We start from the raw sequence: 18,534 nt of genomic DNA, 5'->3' as shown, positions 1-18,534 counted from the left end.
CCGGGGCCGGTTGGCGGATGCTGCGGGCCGCCGCCCCACTCAACACCGCGTGAACGGATTGGCTCCGTGCGACGGCGCGCGGCGCCGTTCCCTCAGATCCCGTGATAGGTCCGATACCAGTCGACGAAGCGCCCGATCCCCGTCTTCAGCGGCGTGGCGGGCCGGAAGCCGGCGTCCCGCACGAGGTCGTCGATGTCGGCGTAGGTCGCCGGGACGTCGCCGGGCTGCATCGGCAGGAGGATCTTCTCCGCCTTGCGGCCCAGGGCGTTCTCAAGGAGCGCGATCATCTCCAGGAGCGCCACCGGCTCGTTGTTGCCGATGTTGTAGATCCTGTAAGGGGCGGAGCTGGTCCCGGGATCCGGCGCCTCGCCGCTCCACGCGGGGTCGGGCGCGGCCGGCCGGTCGGCCAGGGCCCGGATCCCCGCGACGATGTCGTCGATGTAGGTGAAGTCCCGGAGCATCCGCCCTTCGTTGAACACGCGGATCGGTTCGCCCGCCAGGATCGCGCGGGTGAACAGGTACAGCGCCATGTCGGGCCGGCCCCAGGGGCCGTAGACGGTGAAGAAGCGCAGGCCCGTCGTCGGCAGGCCGTAGAGATGGCTGTAGCTGTGCGCCATCAGCTCGTTCGCCTTCTTGGTCGCGGCGTAGAGGCTGAGCGGATGGTCGACGTTCTGGTGCACCGAGAACGGCATTGCGGTGACGCCGCCGTAGACGGAGCTGGAGGACGCGTAGAGGAGGTGTCCCACGCCGCCGTGGCGGCAGGCCTCGAGGATGTTCAGGAAGCCGACGAGGTTGCTCGCCGCGTAGGCGTGCGGATCGGTGAGCGAGTAGCGCACGCCGGCCTGGGCCGCGAGGTGGATCACCGTGCGGAACGCGTGGCGGTGGAACAGCGCGTCGAGGCCGCCGCGGTCGGCGAGGTCGAGGCGCGCGAAGCTGTAGCCCGGGAAATCCGCGAGGCGTTGCAGCCGGGCTTCCTTGAGGCGCACGTCGTAATAGGCGTTGACGCTGTCCAGGCCGACGACCTGCCGGCCGTCCTCGAGGAGGCGCAGGGCGAGCTGGTTCCCGATGAAGCCGGCCACGCCGGTGATCAGAACAGGTGGCAGGGGCATGCGCGCGGACCGACGGGCTGACTGGCCGCCCGGGGGTCGAGCTGTAGCATGGGGTATGGGCGCGACAAATCGGTGCCCGACATGAGCCTGCCGACATGAGCCTGCCGACGCTGCGAGCGGCCTGTCGCGCGGGCGCGTGACGCGTTAGGCTCGCGGCTGCCGTGCAGCCCGATCCGAGACCGCTCCCCGACAGCCTGACCCGCCTGCTCACCGTGCCGGAGCAGCGCCCGGTCCGGGCGCGTCCCGAGCCTTCGCGGAGGGAGCGGGCTTCGGAGCCGCGCTCCGCACACGCGGCGCTGGAAGCGGCGATCCTCCGCGGCTTCGTGTTCGGTCTCTCGGGGCTCGTCTGGCTCGTCGTGCTGGCGCTGTCGGTCCGGCATATCGCGCACTGATCGTGCCCCGAGTCCCCCGCAGTCCCGGCGTGACGCTGTGGATATCGGTGGTGCGCCTGTTCGCTCGCGTCCTCAATCAGTACGCGAACAGCCAAGTTCGCTATTGAGGCGGCCAGACCGGGGGCGGCTCGACGGCGAGGATGGGACGATGTCTCTGACAGGGCGTTTCTGGTTCCGGAAGACCTGGACAGGGCGGCTGGTGCTCCTGGTCGAGGAGGAGCGCCCCCGCTGGTTCGGCCGCGGCTCCGGCAAGCCGCGCTGGCGCAACGCCAAGCTCCTCGATTTCGCCGAGCCCGAGCTGCGGCCGCTCATGGCGATGGAGAAGCAGCACCGCGCGGGCGGTTCCAGCGGCCAGGTGCGGGCGCTGCGCCCGGTCCCGTCCGCGCCGGCCGCGCGCGCCGCGCACGGCTGAGGGCCGAGACAGGGGGGCGCGCCGCATCTGGTCCGACGCGCGGCCATCACCACCTGTCGTGGGTCGCTCCGCCCGGGGCGGCACCCCTGCAATCGGTGAAGACCATGCCGCGCTACTTCTTCCACACGCAGATCGGCGAGGACGTCATCTCCGACCCGACCGGGATCGAGCTTCGGGATCCGGACGCGGCCTGGGAGGCGGCGCGGGAGACGATCCGCGCCGCCCTGCGCCAGCCGCAGGATCAGGCCCGGCTGATGACGGCGTGCCTCGTGGTCACGGACGACGACGGCGAGGTCGTGCTGGAATTCCCGTTCAGCGAGGCCGTGGCGCTGCCCGCCGACGCGGACCCGACGCGTCACTGAGATCGGCGACGCGCGCGCTCCGCGCCCTACATCGCGCCGCAGCCCACCGGAACGGAGCTGCGCCCGTATGGATACGCCACCGAACGACCTCGATGCCCGCGCCCTCGGCCGGGCCGCGCCCGCCAAAGGGCTCGCCCGGGAAGCCTGCCCCTACGCGGAGGGGACGGAGGCGCGCACGCTCTGGCTGGCCGGTTACGACGCGGCCCTGGCGGAGGGCGAGACGCCCGTGACCGGCGGTCTCGCCAAGCACCCGGTCGACGGGTCGGCCCGCTGATGGACGCCCGGACCGCACCGCATCCCGGCGCGCATCATTCGACTCTCGACCGCAAGTCGGTCGGGGCCGTCGTCCTGGGCAACGCCCTCGAATTCTACGACTTCACCGTCTACGCCTTCTTCGCCAAGCCGATCGGCGAGGCCTTCTTCCCGGCGAACGACCCGACCCACAGCCTGCTGGCATCGCTCGCCCTGTTCGGCATCGGCTACGTCATGCGGCCCATCGGCGGTGTGCTGATCGGCGCCTTCGCGGACCGGGCCGGCCGCAAGCCCGCGATGCTGATCACCATCGCGCTGATGGCCGTCGGCATGCTCATGCTGGCCGCCTGCCCCTCCTACGCGACGATCGGCGGCTGGGCGCAGGTCATCGTCATCGCCGGACGCCTCGTGCAGGGCCTCGCCCTCGGCGGCGAGGTTGGTCCCTCGACCGCCTTCCTGCTGGAGGCCGCGCCCCCGGACCGGCGCGGCTTCGTGACGAGCTGGCAGATCGCCAGCCAGGGCTGCGCCGCCCTGTTCGCCGGGATCATCGCGACCGCCCTGGCGCTCGTGGTCGGCGACCAGGCGATGGCGCAGTGGGGCTGGCGGCTGATGTTCGCCCTCGGCCTGTGCGTCGTACCGGTCGGCCTCGTTATCCGCAGCCACCTGCCCGAGACCGCCGGCGCCGAGGAGGATCCGCACGCGGCGGCCTCGACGATGGCGGTGGTCGGCCGGCTCCTGCGCGAGCACGGCCGCCTGCTGGGCCTGACCTTCCTGGTCATCGCGGCCTCGACCGTGTCGAACGCGGTCGGCACCAACATGCCGGTCTTCGCGGGCGCGACCCTCGGCCTGAGCGAGACCGCCGCCACGGCGGTGCCGATCGCCCTCGGGCTCGCCTCGGTGATCTTCCCGCTGCTCGGCGGCTGGCTGGCCGACCGGTACGGGCGGCGACCGGTGATGATCTGGCCGCGGGCGCTGATCCTGATCCTGGCGGTCCCGGCCTTCGCCTGGGTGGTGCGGGCGCCGAGCGCTGCCAGCGTCTACGCGGTCACCTTCCTGCTCTCGGCGCTGTCGTCCCTCAACGCGGCGGCCGTGATCGTCGGCATTCCCGAGGCCCTGCCGCGGGCGGTACGCAGCGCCGGGTTGTCGATCGTCTACGCGGTCTCCGTCTCGGTGTTCGGCGGCAGCACGAACTACGTGGTGAACTGGCTGATCGCCGCGACCGGCGACCGGCTCGCGCCGGCCTACTACCTCGCCGCGTTCAGCCTCGTCGGGACGATCGCCGCGTTCCTGCTGCCCGAGACCCGCGGGAGGGACCTCGACGCCGACGCGGAGGCCTGAGTCGGTCGCGCCGAGGCGTTTCGCATTATGTATGCACGTGCTGCATCGGGGCGCGTCATCCATGCGCCCATCGCGGGGCCGGTGCCGAGCGGATGTGCGCCCGCGCACGGATCTCGCCGCGGAGAGGCCGGTTGCCCGAGCCAACGCTAGGTGTGCAGGCGCGGCGGGCCTAGATCGGCCCGATGCCCAAGTCCCTCGAGACGCGCCGCCCGCTGGTCCTCGCCGCGGTGATGGCGTCGATGTTCATGATCGCCATCGAGGCGACGATCGTCTCGACGGCGATGCCGCAGATCGCCGGTCATCTCGGCGACCTTCACCTCTACGCCTGGGTGTTCGCGTCCTTCCTGCTGACGCAGACGGCCACCACGGTGGTGTTCGGCAAGCTCTCAGACCTCTACGGACGCCGGCCAGTCCTGCTGTTCGGCATCGCGGTGTTCCTGGCGGGCTCCCTCCTGTGCGGGCTCGCGTGGTCGATGCCCTCGCTGATCCTGTTCCGCCTCATCCAGGGCGTCGGCGCCGGGGCGATCCAGCCGGTGAGCCTGACCGTCATCGGCGACCTTTACGCGGTGCGGGAACGCGGCAAGGTCCAGGGCTACCTCGCGAGTGTCTGGGGGATCTCGTCGGTCGCCGGCCCGCTGGTCGGCGGCCTGATCATCGGCCACCTGAGCTGGCCCTGGATCTTCTGGATCAACCTGCCGATCGGCGTGATCGCGGCCGGCCTGTTCCTGTGCTTCCTCCACGAGGGCGTCGAGCGCCGCCCGCGCCAGATCGACGCGATCGGTGCGGCCCTGTTCACCGCCGCCATCGCGGCGCTGATGATCGCGCTGACCGAGGCGGGCGAGTCGGCCGAAGCGGCCCTATGGCCGGCGGTGGCCTTCGTGGTGGCCGCGACCCTGTTCGTCGTCCAAGAGCGGCGCGCGCCGGACCCGATGCTCGACATCCGCCTGTGGTTGCAGCGCCCCATCGCGACCGCCAACACCGCGACGTTGCTCTCCGGCATGACGGTGATCGGGCTCACGGCGTTCCTGCCGATGTACGTGCAGGGCGTCATGCGGCAGTCGCCCCTGATCGCCGGCCTGACCCTGACCCTGATGGTGCTCGGCTGGCCGATCGGCGCCACGACGGCGGCGCGCAGCTTCGTGCGGTTCGGCCTGCGCCCGATCCTGCTGGTCGGCGCGACGCTCCTGCCCCTCGGCGCGGTCGCCTTCGTGGCCCTCGGGCCCGACACCTCCCCGGCGGTGGCGGCCTGCGGCTCGGTCGTGATGGGGCTCGGCATGGGCTTCCTGTCCACGGCCGCCATCGTGATCATCCAGGACAGCGTCGCCTGGGCGCAGCGCGGGGCGGCGACGGCCTCCAACATCTTCTCGCGCAACCTCGGCTCGACGCTCGGCGCGACCGTCCTCGGCGCGGTGCTGAATTACCGGCTCGCGAACCCGTCGAGCGGCCCGGCGGTGAACTCCGATCAGCTGCGGCGCCTGCTCGACGATCCGGCAAGCCTCGGGGCCGGCGGCGAGGCGATCCGGGCCGGCTTGGAGCACGCCCTGCACGGCACGTTCTGGACGGTGTTCGCCGTGGCGGGGCTGACCCTGCTCCTGTCGCTGCTGGTCCCGCCGGTGGCGATCTCCGACCGGCCGCGCGAGCTCGCCGTCGAGTGAAGGGAGCGGCATTCGCCGAGGGAGAGGCGCCGCAGGCGCGGCGCCGGCCGAGCGATCCCGTCTCCACAGCGGGCCTTTGACTGTCCCGCCGGAGGCCCCTAGCGTCGGCTCATGCCCCTCGTGCCGCCCCCGCGCCCCGCAGCCCAGCAAGCAGCGGACATCCCGCCGACCAGCGTGCTCAACGCCAACCAGCCGGAATGGTCGGTCGGCGAGCTCGCGGGCGCCCTGAAGCGCACCCTCGAGGACGCCTTCGGGCACGTCCGGCTGCGCGGGGAGATCTCCGGGTATCGCGGCCAGCACGGCTCGGGCCACGCCTACTTCTCACTGAAGGACGGGCAGGCGCGGATCGATGCGGTGGTCTGGAAGGGCGTGTTCGGACGCCTGCGCCAGCGGCCGCAGGAGGGGTTGGAGGTCGTCGCCACCGGCCGCATCACGACCTTCGCGGGCAAGTCCTCGTACCAGATCGTCATCGAGAGCCTGGAGCCCGCGGGGCTCGGCGCCTGGATGGCGCTCCTGGAGGAGCGCAAGAAGCAGCTCGCGGCCGAGGGCCTCTTCGCGCCGGACCACAAGCGGCCGATCCCCTACCTGCCGCGGGTCGTCGGCGTCGTCACCTCGCCGACCGGCGCGGTGATCCGCGACATCCTCCACCGGCTGGAGGACCGCTTTCCCCGCCCGGTCCTCGTCTGGCCGGTGCGGGTCCAGGGCGACGGCGCGGCCGAGGAGGTCGCGGCCGCGATCCGCGGCTTCAACGCCCTCCCGGCCGGGGGGGCGATCCCGCGCCCGGACGTGCTCATCGTGGCCCGCGGCGGCGGCTCGATCGAGGATCTCTGGGCCTTCAACGAGGAATGCGTCGTCCGCGCCGCCTTCGCGAGCGCGATCCCGCTGATCTCGGCGGTGGGGCACGAGACCGACACCACGCTGATCGACTACGTCTCGGACCGCCGCGCGCCGACCCCGACGGGCGCCGCCGAGATGGCGGTGCCGGTCCGCGCCGACCTGATCGCCACGGTGGCGGACCTGTCGGCCCGCGGCCGCGGGGCGGTCGGGCGCCGGATCGACCGCGACCGGTCGGACCTACGCGCCCTCGGACGGGCCCTGCCGAGCGCCGACGCCCTGCTGGCGGCCAAGCGCCAGCGGCTCGACCTCGCCGAGGCGCGCCTCGCCCCGGCGCTGGCGGCGGGCGCGAGCCGCCACCGCGCGCGGCTCCAGCTGCTCCTCGACCGGATGGCTCGCCGCTCGCCCGACGTGGCCCTCGCCAACGCCCGCGCCCGGCTGGCGCGGATCGACCACCGGCCGCTCCACGCCCTGCGCAACGACGTCCAGCGCAAGGGCGAGGCTCTGGTCCAGCTCGGGCGCCGCCTCGTCGTCGCGCGCGAGGCCAGCCTGGAACGGGCCCGGGCGCTGCAGGCGCGCCGCACCGACCGGCTCCTCGCCCTGTCGGAGCGCCTCACCCAGGCGGGCGCGCGCGGGATCGAGCGTCGTCGCGACCGGCTCGACGGTCTGGCGGGCCTGCTCGGCTCACTCAGCTACCGCGCGGTGCTCGACCGGGGCTACGTGCTGGTGCGCGACGCCGCGGGGCTGCCCGTCCGCCGCGCCGCGGAGGCGGCGGCCGCCCAGCGCCTCAGCCTGCAATTCGCCGACGGGACCGTGACGGCCGTGCCCGACGGGACGGCCGATCCGTCCCTGTCGGCCGCGCCATCCCCGTCCGCGAAGCCCGCTCGGCGCGGCGGCGCGGCCGCGCCGGCGACGGCCGGCAAGCGGACCGGCGCGAGCCCCGCCCCGACGCGGCAGGGCTCGCTGTTCGACGCCTGAACGGTCGCGCCGGCCGGATGTGAGGACCGGCCCGCGACCCGCCGGCGTCTCAGCCGGGCTCCGGTCCGACCCGGTAGTGATAGCGGTACAGTTCGCGCTCGAAGCCGAGGGCGCTGTAGAGCGCCCGCGCCGGCGTGTTCGCGGCCACGACCTGCAGGCAGGCGGCCCGGGCGCCCTCCCCGCGGCCCCAGCGCAGCAGCGCGCCGACCGCGCGCCGGGCATGGCCGCGGCCGCGCAGCGGTTCGGGCGTCGCCACCGCCTCGATGACCATCAGCTCGCGGTCGAGCACCCCGAAGGCGATCGCGCCGATGCCGCCCTCGGCCGCGGCCGCCGCGAAGGCCCGCGGCAGGGCCAGGGCGGCGACGGTGTCGCGGAACACCCGCGCGGCCGCTTCATCCGCGCGGTTCACCGCGTCGCGCAGGGCCAGCCAGTCCGGCCCGGGCGCCGCGGCGACCGCGACGGCCGGATCGGGCGCGGTCGGCAGGTCGTCGAGACCGCGGATCAGCGTGCAGGTCTCGTCGACCACGCTGTAATCGCTGCCGGCGAGGAGCGGCTCCATCTGCGGGGCGATGGCCGGCACGCGGAAGATCGGGCGCTGTCCCAGGCGGCCGTAGATCGCGCGCGCCGCCGCGATGGCCGGTCCGGGCGCGCCGCTCCCGCGCATGGGGTTCACGGAATTCTGCCGCTTCGAGCGGCCGCCGGCGGCGCGCAGCAGGTAGCCGTGGACCAGGAGCTCGCGCGGGCTCGGCCAGGCGTTGAGGCAGGCCTCCTCCACGCGCCAGGCCAGTTCGAGATCCGCCATCGCCGCCTCCTCCGATGCTCCTGATCGCACGCGGCCACGACCGGGCCAACGGGTCCGGGACAAGACTTCGGCCATGCGGCGTCGCGTACGCTTGAAGCATTCCGGTGCCGCGCGATGTCTCGCCGATGTCCGAGCCCGAAGTCCTGTTCTGCCTGCACTTTCTGGGCGGAAGTGCCCGAAGCTGGGAGCGTCTCGCGCGCGCCCTCGAGGGGACGCCGTTGACTTGCGTCCCCGTAGACTTGCCGGGCTTCGGCGATGCCGCCGGCACGCCGGGCTACTCCGTCGCCGCCATGGCCGATCGCGTGGCCGAGGCCATCCGCGCGCGGGCTCCGGCGCGCTACGGGATCGCCGGGCACAGCATGGGGGCCAAGGTGGCGCTGGCGCTCGCGCGCCGGGCCGAGGATGGCGAGGCGGGGCTGGCGGGGCTCACCGACCTCGTCCTGGTCTCCGGCTCGCCGCCGAGCCCGGAGCCGATCCCGGAGGACCGGCGCGCCGACATGCTCGCCTGGATCGACGCGGATCCCGAGACCCGGCGCCGCGAGGCCGAGGCCTTCGTGCGCGCCAACGTGGGCGACGGTCTGGATCCAGAGACCGAGGCGCGGGCGGTGGCCGACGTCCTGCGGGCCGAGCCGGCCGCCTGGAAAGCCTGGCTCGAGGAGGGCGCCAACGAGGATTGGTGCCGCCGGGTCGGCGTCCTGCGCACCCCGGCGCTGATCCTCGCTGGGTCCGAGGATGCAGACCTCGGGCCGGACGCGCAGCGGGCCCTCACGGCGCCCCACCTCGCGCACCACCGTCTCGTCACCGTCGACGGCGTCGGCCACCTCCTGCCGCTGGAGCGGCCCGCGGCCCTGGCCGACCACCTGCGCGCCCATCTCGGTGACCGGCCCCGCCCGCCCGTCGAGGCCGGCCCGGCGGTGCCGCCGGACTACGCGGCGCTGATCGCCTCCGAGCGCGTGAACAGCCGCCTCCGTGAGGCGCTCGCTGAGCGCGCCGCGCCGGACGATCCCGCCTATCGGCCGGCGGCCCTCGACCCGGTGGAACTCGCGATCCTGCGGGCCGCCCTCTCCCGCGTCGTGCCGGTGCCGCACCTCGATCTGGCCGCCCGCCTCGACCGGCGGCTGGCCTCCGGCGACGGGGACGGCTGGCGCTTCTCGGCCCTGCCGCCGGACGCGGAGGCCTACCGTGCCGCCGTTCGGACGCTCGACGCTGCCGCCCGCATCGCCCGCGACCGCCCGTTCGTGACCCTCGACGCGGCCGAGCAGGACGGGCTGCTCACCCTGTGCGCGCGCGCCGCGCTGAAGGTCCCGGAGAGCCTCGGCGGCCGCCTCGACGCCGACCGGATGCGGTTCTGGTTCGAGGATCTCCGCGCCGACGCGGTCCGCCTCTGGCTCGGCCACCCGGCGGCCCTGGCGCAGATCGGCTTCTCGGGCATCGGTGCCGGCGGCGACCGGCCGGGCGAGATCGCTGACGGCCTGCCGGGCTTCCACGCCGTCGGACTCGACGCGCCGGAACCCTGGGAGCCGCGGGCGCTGCGGACGGAGGCGGGACGATGAACCTCGCGGGGATGCGGACCTACCGCGCGGACGAGGCCGTCGACGCGGTCGTGGTGGGGACCGGTGCCGGCGGCGCGCCGCTCCTCGCGCGCCTCGCCGCGGCGGGGCTGAAGGTCGTGGCCCTGGAGGCCGGACCGAACTTCACCCCGGAGCGCTTCGCCTTCGACGAGACGCTGGCCGACGAGATCTACTGGACCGATGAGCGGCTGAGCGGCGGCTCGACCCCGGAAGCCTTCGGGGCGAACAACAGTGGGACCGGCGTCGGCGGCTCGACGCTGCACTGGGGCGCCTTCGTGCCCCGGGCCGACGCCCGCGACCTCCGACTGTACACGGAGAGCGGCGAAGGGGTCGACTGGCCACTCTCCTACGAGGATCTGCTCCCGTTCTACGAGCGGGTCGAGCGCTTCCTCGGCGTCTCCGGCGCGCAGAGCTATCCGTGGGATGCCGGCCGCCGCTATCCCCTGCCCCCGGTCCCGCGGAACGGGCCGGCGCAAATCATGGCTCGAGCCTGCGAGGCCCGCGGCATCCGGTGGGCGGACGCGCCCGCCGCCGTGGTCTCGCGGGACTTCCAGTCCGAGGACGGGCCCCGCCGCAACGCCTGCATCAATTGCGGCTTCTGCCACCAGGGCTGCCGCACGGGCGCCAAGGCCAGCATGGACGTCACCTACCTGCCCTACGCGGTCGCCCGCGGCGCCGAGATCCGGGCCGAGGCCTTCGTCCACGGCCTGGAGCGCGGTGCCGACGGCCGGATCACCGGCGTGGTCTACCGGCAGGACGGCGCGGAGCGGCGGCAGCGCTGCGGCGCCGTCTTCCTCTGTGCCGGGGCGGTCGAGACGCCGCGCCTGCTGCTCCATCTGGGCCTGGCCAATTCCAGCGGCCAGATCGGGCGCAACTACATGGGGCACGTGGCGACCCAGGTCTGGGGCACCTTCGACCACGAGGTGCGCATGAACCGGGGCTATCCGTCCTCGCTGATCACCGAGGACTTCATCCGCGCCGGTGCCGACTTCGCCGGCGGCTACCTGATCCAGAGCCTCGGCGTGGTGCCGGTGACCTTCGGCAACTCGGCGGCGCGGGGGCGCGGCCTGTGGGGGCAGCCGCTGCTCGACTACCTCGACCGCTACAACCACTTCGCCGGCATCGGCATTAACGGCGAGACGCTGCCCTGCGACGCAAACGTGCTGACCCTCGCCGACGAGACCGACGCGCACGGGATGCGCAAGGCCCATATCAGCTTCGGCTACAGCACCAACGAGAACCGCCTCAACGCGCACGCCACGAAGGTCATGCGCGATCTCTGGGAGGAGGCAGGGGCCGACGACGTCTGGGTGCTGGAGCGCGTCGCCCACACGCTCGGGACCTGCCGGATGGGCCGCGACGGGACGAGCGCCGTCGTCGACCCGCACGGCCGCAGCTTCGACATCGATAACCTGTGGATCTGCGACGGCTCGACCTTCCCGAGCTCGCTCGCGGCGAACCCGGCCCTGACCATCATGGCGCTCAGCCTGCGCAGCGCGGAGGCGTTCCTGGCCGGCGGCTCCTGAGCCGGCTCAGCCCGCGGCGGCGCGCAGGTCCGCGAGCCCGCGCCGCTGGCGACCCGCCCCGTCGAAGTTCGACGGGTCGAGCCACGCCGCGAAGCCGGCGCGGACTCGCGGCCACTCGGTATCGGTGATGGAGAACCACGCCGTGTCGCGGGAGCGGCCCTTCACCACCACGGCGTTGCGGAAGATGCCCTCGAAGGTGAAGCCGAGCCGCAGCGCCGCCGCCCGGGACGGGGCATTGAGGCTGTCGCATTTCCACTCGTAGCGCCGGTAGCCGAGCTCGTCGAAGGCCCGGGCCATCATCAGCGCCATGGCCTCCGTGGCGGCGGGCGCCCGCTGCAGCCGGGGGCCGAAGTGGAGGTGGCCGACCTCGATCACGCCGTTGGCGGGATCGATCCGGAGATACGAGGCGATCCCGAGGGCGTCGCCGCTCTCGGGATCTAGGATCGCGTGGAACAGCGGGTCCTCGCTCGTCTGCTGCCGCGCGAGGCGCGCCCGGTAGGCCTCCGCGCTCTCCGGCATCTCGTCGCCGAGATAGGTCCAACCGCGCGTGTCGGGGGCGGCCCTGTAGGTGGCGTAGAGTGCGTCCGCGTGCGCCGCGGCGTCGAGCGGCACGAGCCGGCAGAAGCGGCCCTCCAGGGGCGTGCGCGGCGGCCGCGGGCGCGGGCTCCAGTCCGGCAGGGCCGGGCCGACGGGCTGGCCGAAGCCGTTGAGGCGCGCGCTCACAGCCCGCTCCGCTCGGCGACCAGCCTGGCGAGACCCGCCTCGCCCTCGGCGCGCAACCCCGCGATGACCCCGTTCCGGTCGGCCTCGGGCCTGTTCTGGCTCATCTTCCACTTCCCCTCGATCCGCGTGATCGGAATCTCGATGCCGATGATGCCCCGGACCTGCGCGGCGACGAACGGCGCCGGCGCGTCCGCGACCGCCCACGGCTCGGCCCGAGACGCCTCGCGCAGGGCGGTGAGGTCGGCGATCTGGCGTCCGAGCCAGTCCGCATCCTCGATCATCCGCGGCCGGCCCCAGGCGTGGACGGTGGCGTAGTTCCAGGTCGGGACCACCCGGCCGTGCTCGCGCTTGCTCGCGTACCAGCTCGGCGTGACGTAGCCCTGCGGCCCCTGGAACACGATCAGGCACTCCTCCGTCGCGGCGAGATCCTGACCCTGCGGGTTGGCGCGGGCGAGATGCGCCCGCAGCACCCCGTGGGGACCGTCGTCGTCCAGGAGGAACGGGATCGGGTTGGCTGTCAGGCCACCCGTCCCGGCGGTCACCAGCAGGCCGAGGGGGTTGGCGCGGATCAGCGCGTGCTGCGCGGCGCGCGAATCGTCCCGGAAGTGGGGCGGCTGGTACATGGGCCTGTCCTGCGGCGATGTTGCGGATCCGGGCTTGACCGTTCGGCGGTCCAGGCGAAAGGTCCAATTCTCGAACCGCGACTGGACCAGTTTGCCCCGTGGCCCGGGCTCCCCTGCCCCTGACGCTCACCCTCGACACCGCGGCCGCGGCGCCGCTGCACGCGCAGCTCCGGGAGGGCCTGCGCGCGGCGATCCTCGAGCGCCGGCTGCCGCGCGGGGCCCGGCTCCCGGCCTCGCGGGTCCTGGCCGCCGACCTCGGCTGCGCGCGCGGGACCGTCGTCCTGGCGCTGGAGCAGCTGACCGCCGAGGGCTACCTGACGGCGCGGCCGGGCTCCGCGACCCGCGTCGCCGCGACCCTGCCGGACGACGCGCTGCCCGCACCCGGCCCGCTCCGTCGCCCGGGCGTCGAGCCGGCCCCGACCCTGTCCCGTCGGGGCACCCGCCTCGTGTCCGCTTCGAGCCGGCGCTACATGGCGGGTCCGGGCGTGCCCGACGCCTTCGCCCTCGGCCGGCCGGCGCAGGACGCTTTCCCGTTCGAGGTCTGGGGTCGCCTGCTCCAGGCCGAGTGGCGCCACGGCCCGACCGAGCGGCCGGACCCGCGCGGCTCGCCGGCCCTGCGCGGCGCCATCGCCGCCTACCTGGCACAGGCGCGCGGCGTCGCCTGCGAGGCCGACGACGTCATCGTCACCGCGGGTATCCGCCAGAGCCTGCGCCTGCTCGCCGAACTGCTCCTCGATCCCGGCGAGAGCGCCCTGGTGGAGGAGCCCGGTTTCCCCGGCATCGCGCAGGCCCTCGCCGGCGCCGGCCTGAACCCGATCCCCGTCCCGGTCGGTCCCGGGGGCCTGTCGGTGGCCCTGGCCGCCGCGGGGGCGCCCGGCGCGCGGCTCGCGGTCGTGACGCCGGCCCACCATTACCCCCTCGGGCACGCCATGAGCCTGGAGAACCGCCTGGACCTCCTGGCCTGGGCCGAGGCGGTCTCGGGCTGGATCGTGGAGGACGATTACGACGGCGCCTATCGCTATGCCGGGCGCCCGCTCGCGCCGCTGCGCACCCTCGATCGCGGCGGCCGCGTGATTTACGTCGGCAGCTTCTCGAAGCTGCTGCTGCCCGCCCTCGGCCTGAGCTACCTCGTGCTGCCCCGCGGCCTCGTCGCGCCGGTCAATCAGGCGCTGGCCGAGACCGGTCCCGCCCCGCCCGGGATCGGCCAGTGGGCGCTGGCGCGCTTCATCGAGGACGGCCACCTCGCCGGCCATCTGCGCCGGACGCGCCGCCTCTACGCCCTGCGCCAGGAGGCGCTGATCGAGGCCGCGCGCCGCCACGCCGGGGACGTCGCGGCGATCGCCGCGATGGAGGGTGGGATGCACGTCATCGCCCGGCCGGTGCCGGCTTGGCGCTCGGCCCTCACCGACGTGGCCGCCGCGGCGGCGCTCGGCCGCGCGGGGATCTCGGCGGTCGCGCTCTCGGCCTACCACGCCGGACCGGCGGAGCCGGGCCTGCTCCTCGGCTACGCCGCCGTGCCCGAGCGGGCGATCGAGCCGGCGGTGCGGCGCATGGCGGAGGTCCTGCGGGCGGCGGTCAGTGGAGGATCGCGCCCGTCTCCATGAACCGGTTCAGCCGCTCGATCAGCGGCGCGACCATCACCCGCTCGTACTGCGGCAGCAATCCGCGCCGCGCGTGGGCCACGTTGGCCTCGGCCTGCTCGCGGGCGAGGCGGTGCCAGCGCGCCCGGTCGTCCCGGCACGCGGCCCAGGCCCGCTCGATCGACCGGAACACGAGCGGCAGCCGCTCGGCCGGGTCGGACACGAGGTCGTAGTGGTGGTCGATCAGGCCGCCGAAGGTCTCGAAGCCCAGCTCGGACAGCCGCGCGACGGCGCGCGGCGTGCCCACCGTCACGAAGGGCAGGCCCGTCGCCGCCGCCTTGATCGACTTCTCGGTGATCCGCTCGACGCCCGGCTCGAAGAAGTCGGTCTCCGAGATGACGGTCAGGTCGCACGCCGCGTAGGCCTGGGTGTCGAGGGTCATGACCATGTCGGTGCCCTTATCGGCATCGATCCGCCGCGCCCGGCGCGGGATCCAGCTGCCGACATCGGCGAGCAGCGGCCCGAAGGCCGCCTCGATCTCCGGCGGGGCGTGGAAGACGTCGATGCCGCCCGCCTTCGGGTTGTCCTCGCCGATGCCGTGGAAGGAGATCAGCCCGTCGCGGTCCAGCCCGCTGAGCTGGAACCAGCGGTAGAGCAGCACCCGGTGCCAGCGCAGGGCCGCGTTCTGGCAGAGGAACCGGGCCGGGCCGGCGGCGCGGGCGAAGGGCGCGTAGCCGGTGCGGTCGAGGGGGTGCTGGGGGAAGAGCCGCGGACCCTCGGCGTCGTCCAGCCAGAGGGCGACCTGGAGCGGGAAGAACTCGAAGGTCCAGAACCGCAGGCCCTCGCCGTAGAGGCGCTCGTAGTCGAGCCGCAGCAGCCGGTTCTGCGTGACCAGGATCACCCGCTCGCGCGGGATCCCGCGGTCTTCGAGGTTTCGGTGCAGAGCCTCGAAGGTCGGCGCGTGCAGGCCCGGCCCCTCGTTCGAGAGGTCGAGGAGCAGCGCGGCGCGCCCGGCGCGCAGGTTCTCGGCGTCCCCCGGTTCGAGGAGGTCGAGGCGCCCGTTCGCCTCCGGGAAGCCCAGGCGCACGAAATCGAGGACCGGCAGGCAGAGGACGTGGTTCGCCGGGCCGGGTTGGGCGGTGACGGTGACCCGCTTGCCCAGCCATCCGAGGGCCGCCGGCAGGAAGTGCCCGGCCTCGCCCCGGGGGACGAGCAGGATCTCGGACGGGACTGGCCCGGATTGGACTTGGCTCATCGTGACGCCCGCGCGGCCGGTTCGGACGCGGTCCGCCGCCGCGGGACCGCGCCGAGCCGGATAAAGCCTCGGCGCGGGGGCGTCGAGGTCAGGCCGGGACCGGCTCGGCGGCGCGCACCGGGGTCGGGCCGGCCCGGTAGGCCGCCGAGGCCTCCTCGGTCCGCCAGCAGGCGACGCGGTGGCCGGGGGCGATCTCGACGACCGGCGGCATCTCCCGGCGGCAGCTTTCCTCGGCCAGGAAGCAGCGCGGCGCGAACGGGCAGCCCGGCGGGCGGTTGGCGAGGTCGGGCGGGCTGCCGGGGATCGTCTGGAGCCGGGAGCCCTTGGACAGCGCCCCCTCGGCCCGGCTGCGCAGCAGGCCGATCGTGTAGGGGTGGTGCGGGTTCAGCACCACCTGATGCGCCGTGCCGGTCTCGACGATCTTGCCCGCGTACATCACGGCGATCCGGTCGGCGACCTCGACCGCCGCGCCGAGATCGTGCGTGACGATCACGATCGACAGGCCGAGGTCGCGCTGCAGCTCGCGGAGCAGCAGCAGCACCTGGATCTGCACCGTGGCGTCGAGCGCCGTGGTCGGCTCGTCGGCGAGCAGGACCTGCGGCCGGCAGGCCAGCGCCAGCGCGATCATGGCCCGCTGGCGCATGCCCCCCGACATCTCGTGCGGGTAGTTGTCGAGCCGCCGCTCCGGGCTCGGGATCCGCACCCGCTCGAACAGGGCGAGCGCCCGCTTCCGCGCCGCGTCCTTGGAGATCGTCTCGTGGCGCAGGATCGCCTCGGTGATCTGCCGGCCGACCGTGTAGACCGGGTCGAAGGCGAGCAGCGGCTCTTGGAAGATCATCGAGACGTCGCCGCCGCGGAAATCGGCGAGCTGGCGCCGGGTCAGCGCCTGCACGTCCTTGCCGGCGGCCCGGATGCCGCCCTCGATCCGGCTGCGCCCCTCCGGGAACAGCCGCAGGATCGCCCGCAGGGTGACGCTCTTGCCGGAGCCGGACTCGCCGATGAGCGCCAGCGCCTGACCGCGCTCCAGGCTCAGGTCGACGCCGTCGACGACCTGCACCTTGCCGAAGGCGACGCGCAGGTCCCTGAGGGCGACCGCGGGTTCTGAACCGGACATCGGGGTGCTCATGCTGCCAGCGCGCCCGCGGGCGCCGCGGAATGGCCGGAACCCGGCTGGCGGGCGAGGCAGGCGACGCGGTGCAGCGGCCGGATCGTGTCGAGCGGAGGCTCCGTCCGGCCGCAGACGTCCTCCGCCAGGGCGCAGCGCGGGTGGAAGCGACAGCCCGACGGCGGGTCGATCGGGTTCGGCGGGTCGCCCGCGAGCAGCGCCGCCTGAGTGCGGTTGTCGGGATCGAGCGACGGCATCGAGGCGAGCAGCGCCTCGGTGTAGGGGTGCGCCGGCGCGTCGAGCACCGTGTCGGACGGGCCGATCTCGGAGACCCGGCCGAGATACATCACCATCACCCGGTCGGAGATGAAGCGCACGACGTTCAGGTCGTGGCTGATGAAGATGTAGGTCAGGCCGAACTCGGCCTTGAGGTCGAGGAGAAGGTTCAGGACCTGCGCCTCCACCGACTTGTCCAGCGCCGAGACCGCCTCGTCGAGGAGCACCAGCCGCGGCTCCAGGGCGAGCGAGCGGGCGATGTTCACCCGCTGGCGCTGGCCGCCGGAGATCTCGTGCGGGTAGCGGCCGGCGAAGCGCTTCGGCTCCAGCCCGACCCGGGCGAGCAGCCCGCGGGCGCGCTCCACCGCCTCGCGGGCGGGCACGCCGTTGACCTTCGGGCCGAAGGCGATCGACTGCTCGACGGTCATGCGCGGGTTGAGGGACGCGTAGCTGTCCTGGAACACCATCTGGGCCTGGCGCCGGTAGGACCTCCACGGCATGGCGCGCTCGCCGACCGGCTGGCCGTCGTACAGCATCGTGCCGGCATCGCGCTCGATCAGGCCCATGAGCAGCTTGGCGGTCGTCGACTTCCCGCAGCCGGACTCGCCGACGATGCCGAGCGTCTCGCCCTTCAGGACGTCGAAATCGACGCCGTCGACCGCGCGGACGACCTGCTTCTTGCCCCCGGCCTTGCGGACCGGGAAGTGCTTGACGAGGCCCGAGACCGACAGGAGCGGCTGGCCGGGTCCGCCGCGGTCGCGGGCGAACGGGTCGGGGGCGTCCGGGATGACGCTCACTGGCGAATCTCCATGGCGGACCGGAGCCCGTCCGAGAACAGGTTGAAGGCGATCGAGACGAGGAAGATGCAGACGCCCGGGAGGGCGGCCACGACCGGATTGACGTAGATCGCGGTGCGCAGGGTGTTGAGCATCAGGCCCCATTCGGGCTCGGGCGGGCGCACGCCGAGGCCGAGGAACGAGAGGCCGGAGGCCAGGATCATCGAGACCGAGATCAGGCTGGTCGCGTAGACGAAGATCGGCCCGACGACGTTGCCGAGCACCTGCACGCGCATGATCGTCAGGGCCGAGGCGCCCGACAGCTTGGCGGCGTCGATGTAGTCGCGCTTGCGGATGCCCGTGGTGACGCTCTCGGCGACGCGGGCGATCTGGGGCACGAACACGCAGGTCAGCGACACGATCGAGTTGAAGATGCCGGCGCCGAGCGCCCCGGACAGCGCGATCGCCAGCAGCACCGACGGGAAGGCGAAGAACACGTCGATGGTGCGCATCAGGATCGTGTTGGTCCAGCCGCCGACGTAGCCGGCGAGGATCCCGATCGCGGAGCCGATCACGAAGGCGATCAGCACCGGCGTGACGCCGATGAACAGCGACAGCCGCGAGCCCAGCATCAGCCGGCTGATCATGTCGCGGCCGAGCTCGTCGGATCCGAGCCAGTAGGTGGCGTCGCCGACGTGCCTGAGGCGGCGCAGCATGGAGCCCTTGTAGGGGTCCATCGGGGTGATCCAGGGCGAGAGGATCGCGATCAGCACGACGATCAGGATCACGGCGCCCGCGCCCATGGCGACGGGGTCGCGCACGAGCCGGTGGCCGACATGGCCCCAGAAGCCCCGCGACGGGGCGAAGGCGGCCTCGGGCCCGTGGGTCACGTCCTCGGCGGCGAGGACGCCGCCGTCGAGGGCCACGGAGGCCGCGGTGACGGGAACGGTCATCGTCGGGCTCCG

Annotated in this window: 18 protein-coding genes; 10 read left to right on the top strand and 8 right to left on the bottom strand. The window is 73.7% G+C overall.

All coding sequences use genetic code 11. From position 1 onward, the window contains the following. Positions 1–92: 92 nt before the first annotated feature. Positions 93–1,109 (bottom strand): NAD-dependent epimerase, encoded by a 1,017-nt coding sequence (locus tag ASG32_RS03455; RefSeq protein ID WP_056522644.1) that lies wholly within the window; start codon positions 1,107–1,109, stop codon positions 93–95. 161 nt (positions 1,110–1,270) lie between these two features. On the opposite strand from ASG32_RS03455, the gene ASG32_RS03450 reads away from it, so the two are divergent. The 7 genes from ASG32_RS03450 (at position 1,271) to xseA (ending at position 7,332) form a co-directional block, all read left to right on the top strand. Further along, a complete protein-coding gene (locus ASG32_RS03450) occupies positions 1,271–1,501 on the top strand; it encodes a hypothetical protein (protein WP_020093433.1) in 231 nt (76 codons plus the stop codon). Positions 1,502–1,649: 148 nt separating this feature from the next. Beyond that, positions 1,650–1,913 (top strand): hypothetical protein, encoded by a 264-nt coding sequence (locus ASG32_RS03445; protein WP_056522641.1) that lies wholly within the window; start codon positions 1,650–1,652, stop codon positions 1,911–1,913. Positions 1,914–2,017: 104 nt separating this feature from the next. Next, positions 2,018–2,275, top strand: a complete 258-nt coding sequence (locus tag ASG32_RS03440) for a catalase (protein WP_020093435.1) — start codon at positions 2,018–2,020, stop codon at positions 2,273–2,275. A gap of 67 nt (positions 2,276–2,342) precedes the next feature. Further along, positions 2,343–2,549, top strand: coding sequence for an Rmf/CrpP family protein (locus ASG32_RS03435; RefSeq protein WP_056522640.1), 207 nt, complete (start codon positions 2,343–2,345; stop codon positions 2,547–2,549). Next, entirely contained in the window at positions 2,549–3,865 is a 1,317-nt protein-coding gene (locus tag ASG32_RS03430) for an MFS transporter (protein ID WP_056522636.1), read from the top strand. The genes ASG32_RS03435 and ASG32_RS03430 overlap by 1 nt, the downstream gene beginning before the upstream one ends. A gap of 182 nt (positions 3,866–4,047) precedes the next feature. Then, a complete protein-coding gene (locus tag ASG32_RS03425) occupies positions 4,048–5,520 on the top strand; it encodes an MDR family MFS transporter (RefSeq protein WP_020093438.1) in 1,473 nt (490 codons plus the stop codon). A 111-nt stretch (positions 5,521–5,631) separates the two neighbouring features. Then, positions 5,632–7,332 (top strand): exodeoxyribonuclease VII large subunit, encoded by a 1,701-nt coding sequence (gene xseA / locus ASG32_RS03420; protein ID WP_056522633.1) that lies wholly within the window; start codon positions 5,632–5,634, stop codon positions 7,330–7,332. Positions 7,333–7,381: 49 nt separating this feature from the next. On the opposite strand, the gene ASG32_RS03415 is transcribed toward xseA, so the two are convergent. Then, a complete protein-coding gene (locus tag ASG32_RS03415; RefSeq protein ID WP_056522630.1) occupies positions 7,382–8,134 on the bottom strand; it encodes a GNAT family N-acetyltransferase in 753 nt (250 codons plus the stop codon). Between the two features lie 125 nt (positions 8,135–8,259). Here ASG32_RS03415 and ASG32_RS03410 point away from each other — a divergent pair, with 125 nt between their 5' ends. Both ASG32_RS03410 and ASG32_RS03405 read left to right on the top strand, forming a co-directional pair. Next, positions 8,260–9,687 (top strand): alpha/beta hydrolase, encoded by a 1,428-nt coding sequence (locus ASG32_RS03410; RefSeq protein WP_056522627.1) that lies wholly within the window; start codon positions 8,260–8,262, stop codon positions 9,685–9,687. Beyond that, positions 9,684–11,231, top strand: a complete 1,548-nt coding sequence (locus tag ASG32_RS03405) for a GMC family oxidoreductase (RefSeq protein WP_056522624.1) — start codon at positions 9,684–9,686, stop codon at positions 11,229–11,231. The genes ASG32_RS03410 and ASG32_RS03405 overlap by 4 nt, the downstream gene beginning before the upstream one ends. A 6-nt stretch (positions 11,232–11,237) precedes the next feature. On the opposite strand, the gene ASG32_RS03400 is transcribed toward ASG32_RS03405, so the two are convergent. Both ASG32_RS03400 and ASG32_RS03395 read right to left on the bottom strand, forming a co-directional pair. After that, positions 11,238–11,954, bottom strand: coding sequence for a GNAT family protein (locus ASG32_RS03400; protein WP_056522622.1), 717 nt, complete (start codon positions 11,952–11,954; stop codon positions 11,238–11,240). Further along, entirely contained in the window at positions 11,951–12,577 is a 627-nt protein-coding gene (locus ASG32_RS03395; RefSeq protein ID WP_056522620.1) for an FMN-binding negative transcriptional regulator, read from the bottom strand. The genes ASG32_RS03400 and ASG32_RS03395 overlap by 4 nt, the downstream gene beginning before the upstream one ends. A gap of 98 nt (positions 12,578–12,675) precedes the next feature. On the opposite strand from ASG32_RS03395, the gene ASG32_RS03390 reads away from it, so the two are divergent. Continuing rightward, positions 12,676–14,181, top strand: a complete 1,506-nt coding sequence (locus ASG32_RS03390) for a PLP-dependent aminotransferase family protein (protein WP_056522617.1) — start codon at positions 12,676–12,678, stop codon at positions 14,179–14,181. Here ASG32_RS03390 and ASG32_RS03385 read toward each other — a convergent pair. The 4 genes from ASG32_RS03385 to ASG32_RS03370 form a co-directional block, all read right to left on the bottom strand. After that, positions 14,153–15,412, bottom strand: a complete 1,260-nt coding sequence (locus ASG32_RS03385; RefSeq protein ID WP_056522614.1) for a hypothetical protein — start codon at positions 15,410–15,412, stop codon at positions 14,153–14,155. The genes ASG32_RS03390 and ASG32_RS03385 overlap by 29 nt on opposite strands. 88 nt (positions 15,413–15,500) lie before the next feature. Next, on the bottom strand, positions 15,501–16,526 hold the full coding sequence (locus ASG32_RS03380; RefSeq protein ID WP_082557727.1) for an ABC transporter ATP-binding protein: 1,026 nt from the start codon (positions 16,524–16,526) through the stop codon (positions 15,501–15,503). Between the two features lie 8 nt (positions 16,527–16,534). Further along, on the bottom strand, positions 16,535–17,590 hold the full coding sequence (locus tag ASG32_RS03375; protein WP_056522610.1) for an ABC transporter ATP-binding protein: 1,056 nt from the start codon (positions 17,588–17,590) through the stop codon (positions 16,535–16,537). After that, entirely contained in the window at positions 17,587–18,522 is a 936-nt protein-coding gene (locus ASG32_RS03370; protein ID WP_056522605.1) for an ABC transporter permease, read from the bottom strand. The genes ASG32_RS03375 and ASG32_RS03370 overlap by 4 nt, the downstream gene beginning before the upstream one ends. Positions 18,523–18,534: the final 12 nt, after the last annotated feature.

Origin of the sequence: Methylobacterium sp. Leaf361 (genome assembly GCF_001424445.1) — a bacterium.
Lineage (GTDB): Bacteria > Pseudomonadota > Alphaproteobacteria > Rhizobiales > Beijerinckiaceae > Methylobacterium.
This window is presented reverse-complemented; position numbering and strand designations above follow the sequence as displayed.

What these genes read in the sequence shown, in the direction of transcription:
- ASG32_RS03380 (WP_082557727.1), bottom strand. Translation starts at nt 16,526, where the DNA reads ATGTCCGGTTCAGAACCCGCGGTCGCCCTCAGGGACCTGCGCGTCGCC.
- ASG32_RS03410 (WP_056522627.1), top strand. Translation starts at nt 8,260, where the DNA reads ATGTCCGAGCCCGAAGTCCTGTTCTGCCTGCACTTTCTGGGCGGAAGT.
- ASG32_RS03430 (WP_056522636.1), top strand. Translation starts at nt 2,549, where the DNA reads ATGGACGCCCGGACCGCACCGCATCCCGGCGCGCATCATTCGACTCTC.
- ASG32_RS03370 (WP_056522605.1), bottom strand. Translation starts at nt 18,522, where the DNA reads ATGACCGTTCCCGTCACCGCGGCCTCCGTGGCCCTCGACGGCGGCGTC.
- ASG32_RS03415 (WP_056522630.1), bottom strand. Translation starts at nt 8,134, where the DNA reads ATGGCGGATCTCGAACTGGCCTGGCGCGTGGAGGAGGCCTGCCTCAAC.
- ASG32_RS03445 (WP_056522641.1), top strand. Translation starts at nt 1,650, where the DNA reads ATGTCTCTGACAGGGCGTTTCTGGTTCCGGAAGACCTGGACAGGGCGG.
- ASG32_RS03395 (WP_056522620.1), bottom strand. Translation starts at nt 12,577, where the DNA reads ATGTACCAGCCGCCCCACTTCCGGGACGATTCGCGCGCCGCGCAGCAC.
- ASG32_RS03385 (WP_056522614.1), bottom strand. Translation starts at nt 15,412, where the DNA reads ATGAGCCAAGTCCAATCCGGGCCAGTCCCGTCCGAGATCCTGCTCGTC.
- xseA (WP_056522633.1), top strand. Translation starts at nt 5,632, where the DNA reads ATGCCCCTCGTGCCGCCCCCGCGCCCCGCAGCCCAGCAAGCAGCGGAC.
- ASG32_RS03425 (WP_020093438.1), top strand. Translation starts at nt 4,048, where the DNA reads ATGCCCAAGTCCCTCGAGACGCGCCGCCCGCTGGTCCTCGCCGCGGTG.
- ASG32_RS03405 (WP_056522624.1), top strand. Translation starts at nt 9,684, where the DNA reads ATGAACCTCGCGGGGATGCGGACCTACCGCGCGGACGAGGCCGTCGAC.
- ASG32_RS03435 (WP_056522640.1), top strand. Translation starts at nt 2,343, where the DNA reads ATGGATACGCCACCGAACGACCTCGATGCCCGCGCCCTCGGCCGGGCC.
- ASG32_RS03455 (WP_056522644.1), bottom strand. Translation starts at nt 1,109, where the DNA reads ATGCCCCTGCCACCTGTTCTGATCACCGGCGTGGCCGGCTTCATCGGG.
- ASG32_RS03440 (WP_020093435.1), top strand. Translation starts at nt 2,018, where the DNA reads ATGCCGCGCTACTTCTTCCACACGCAGATCGGCGAGGACGTCATCTCC.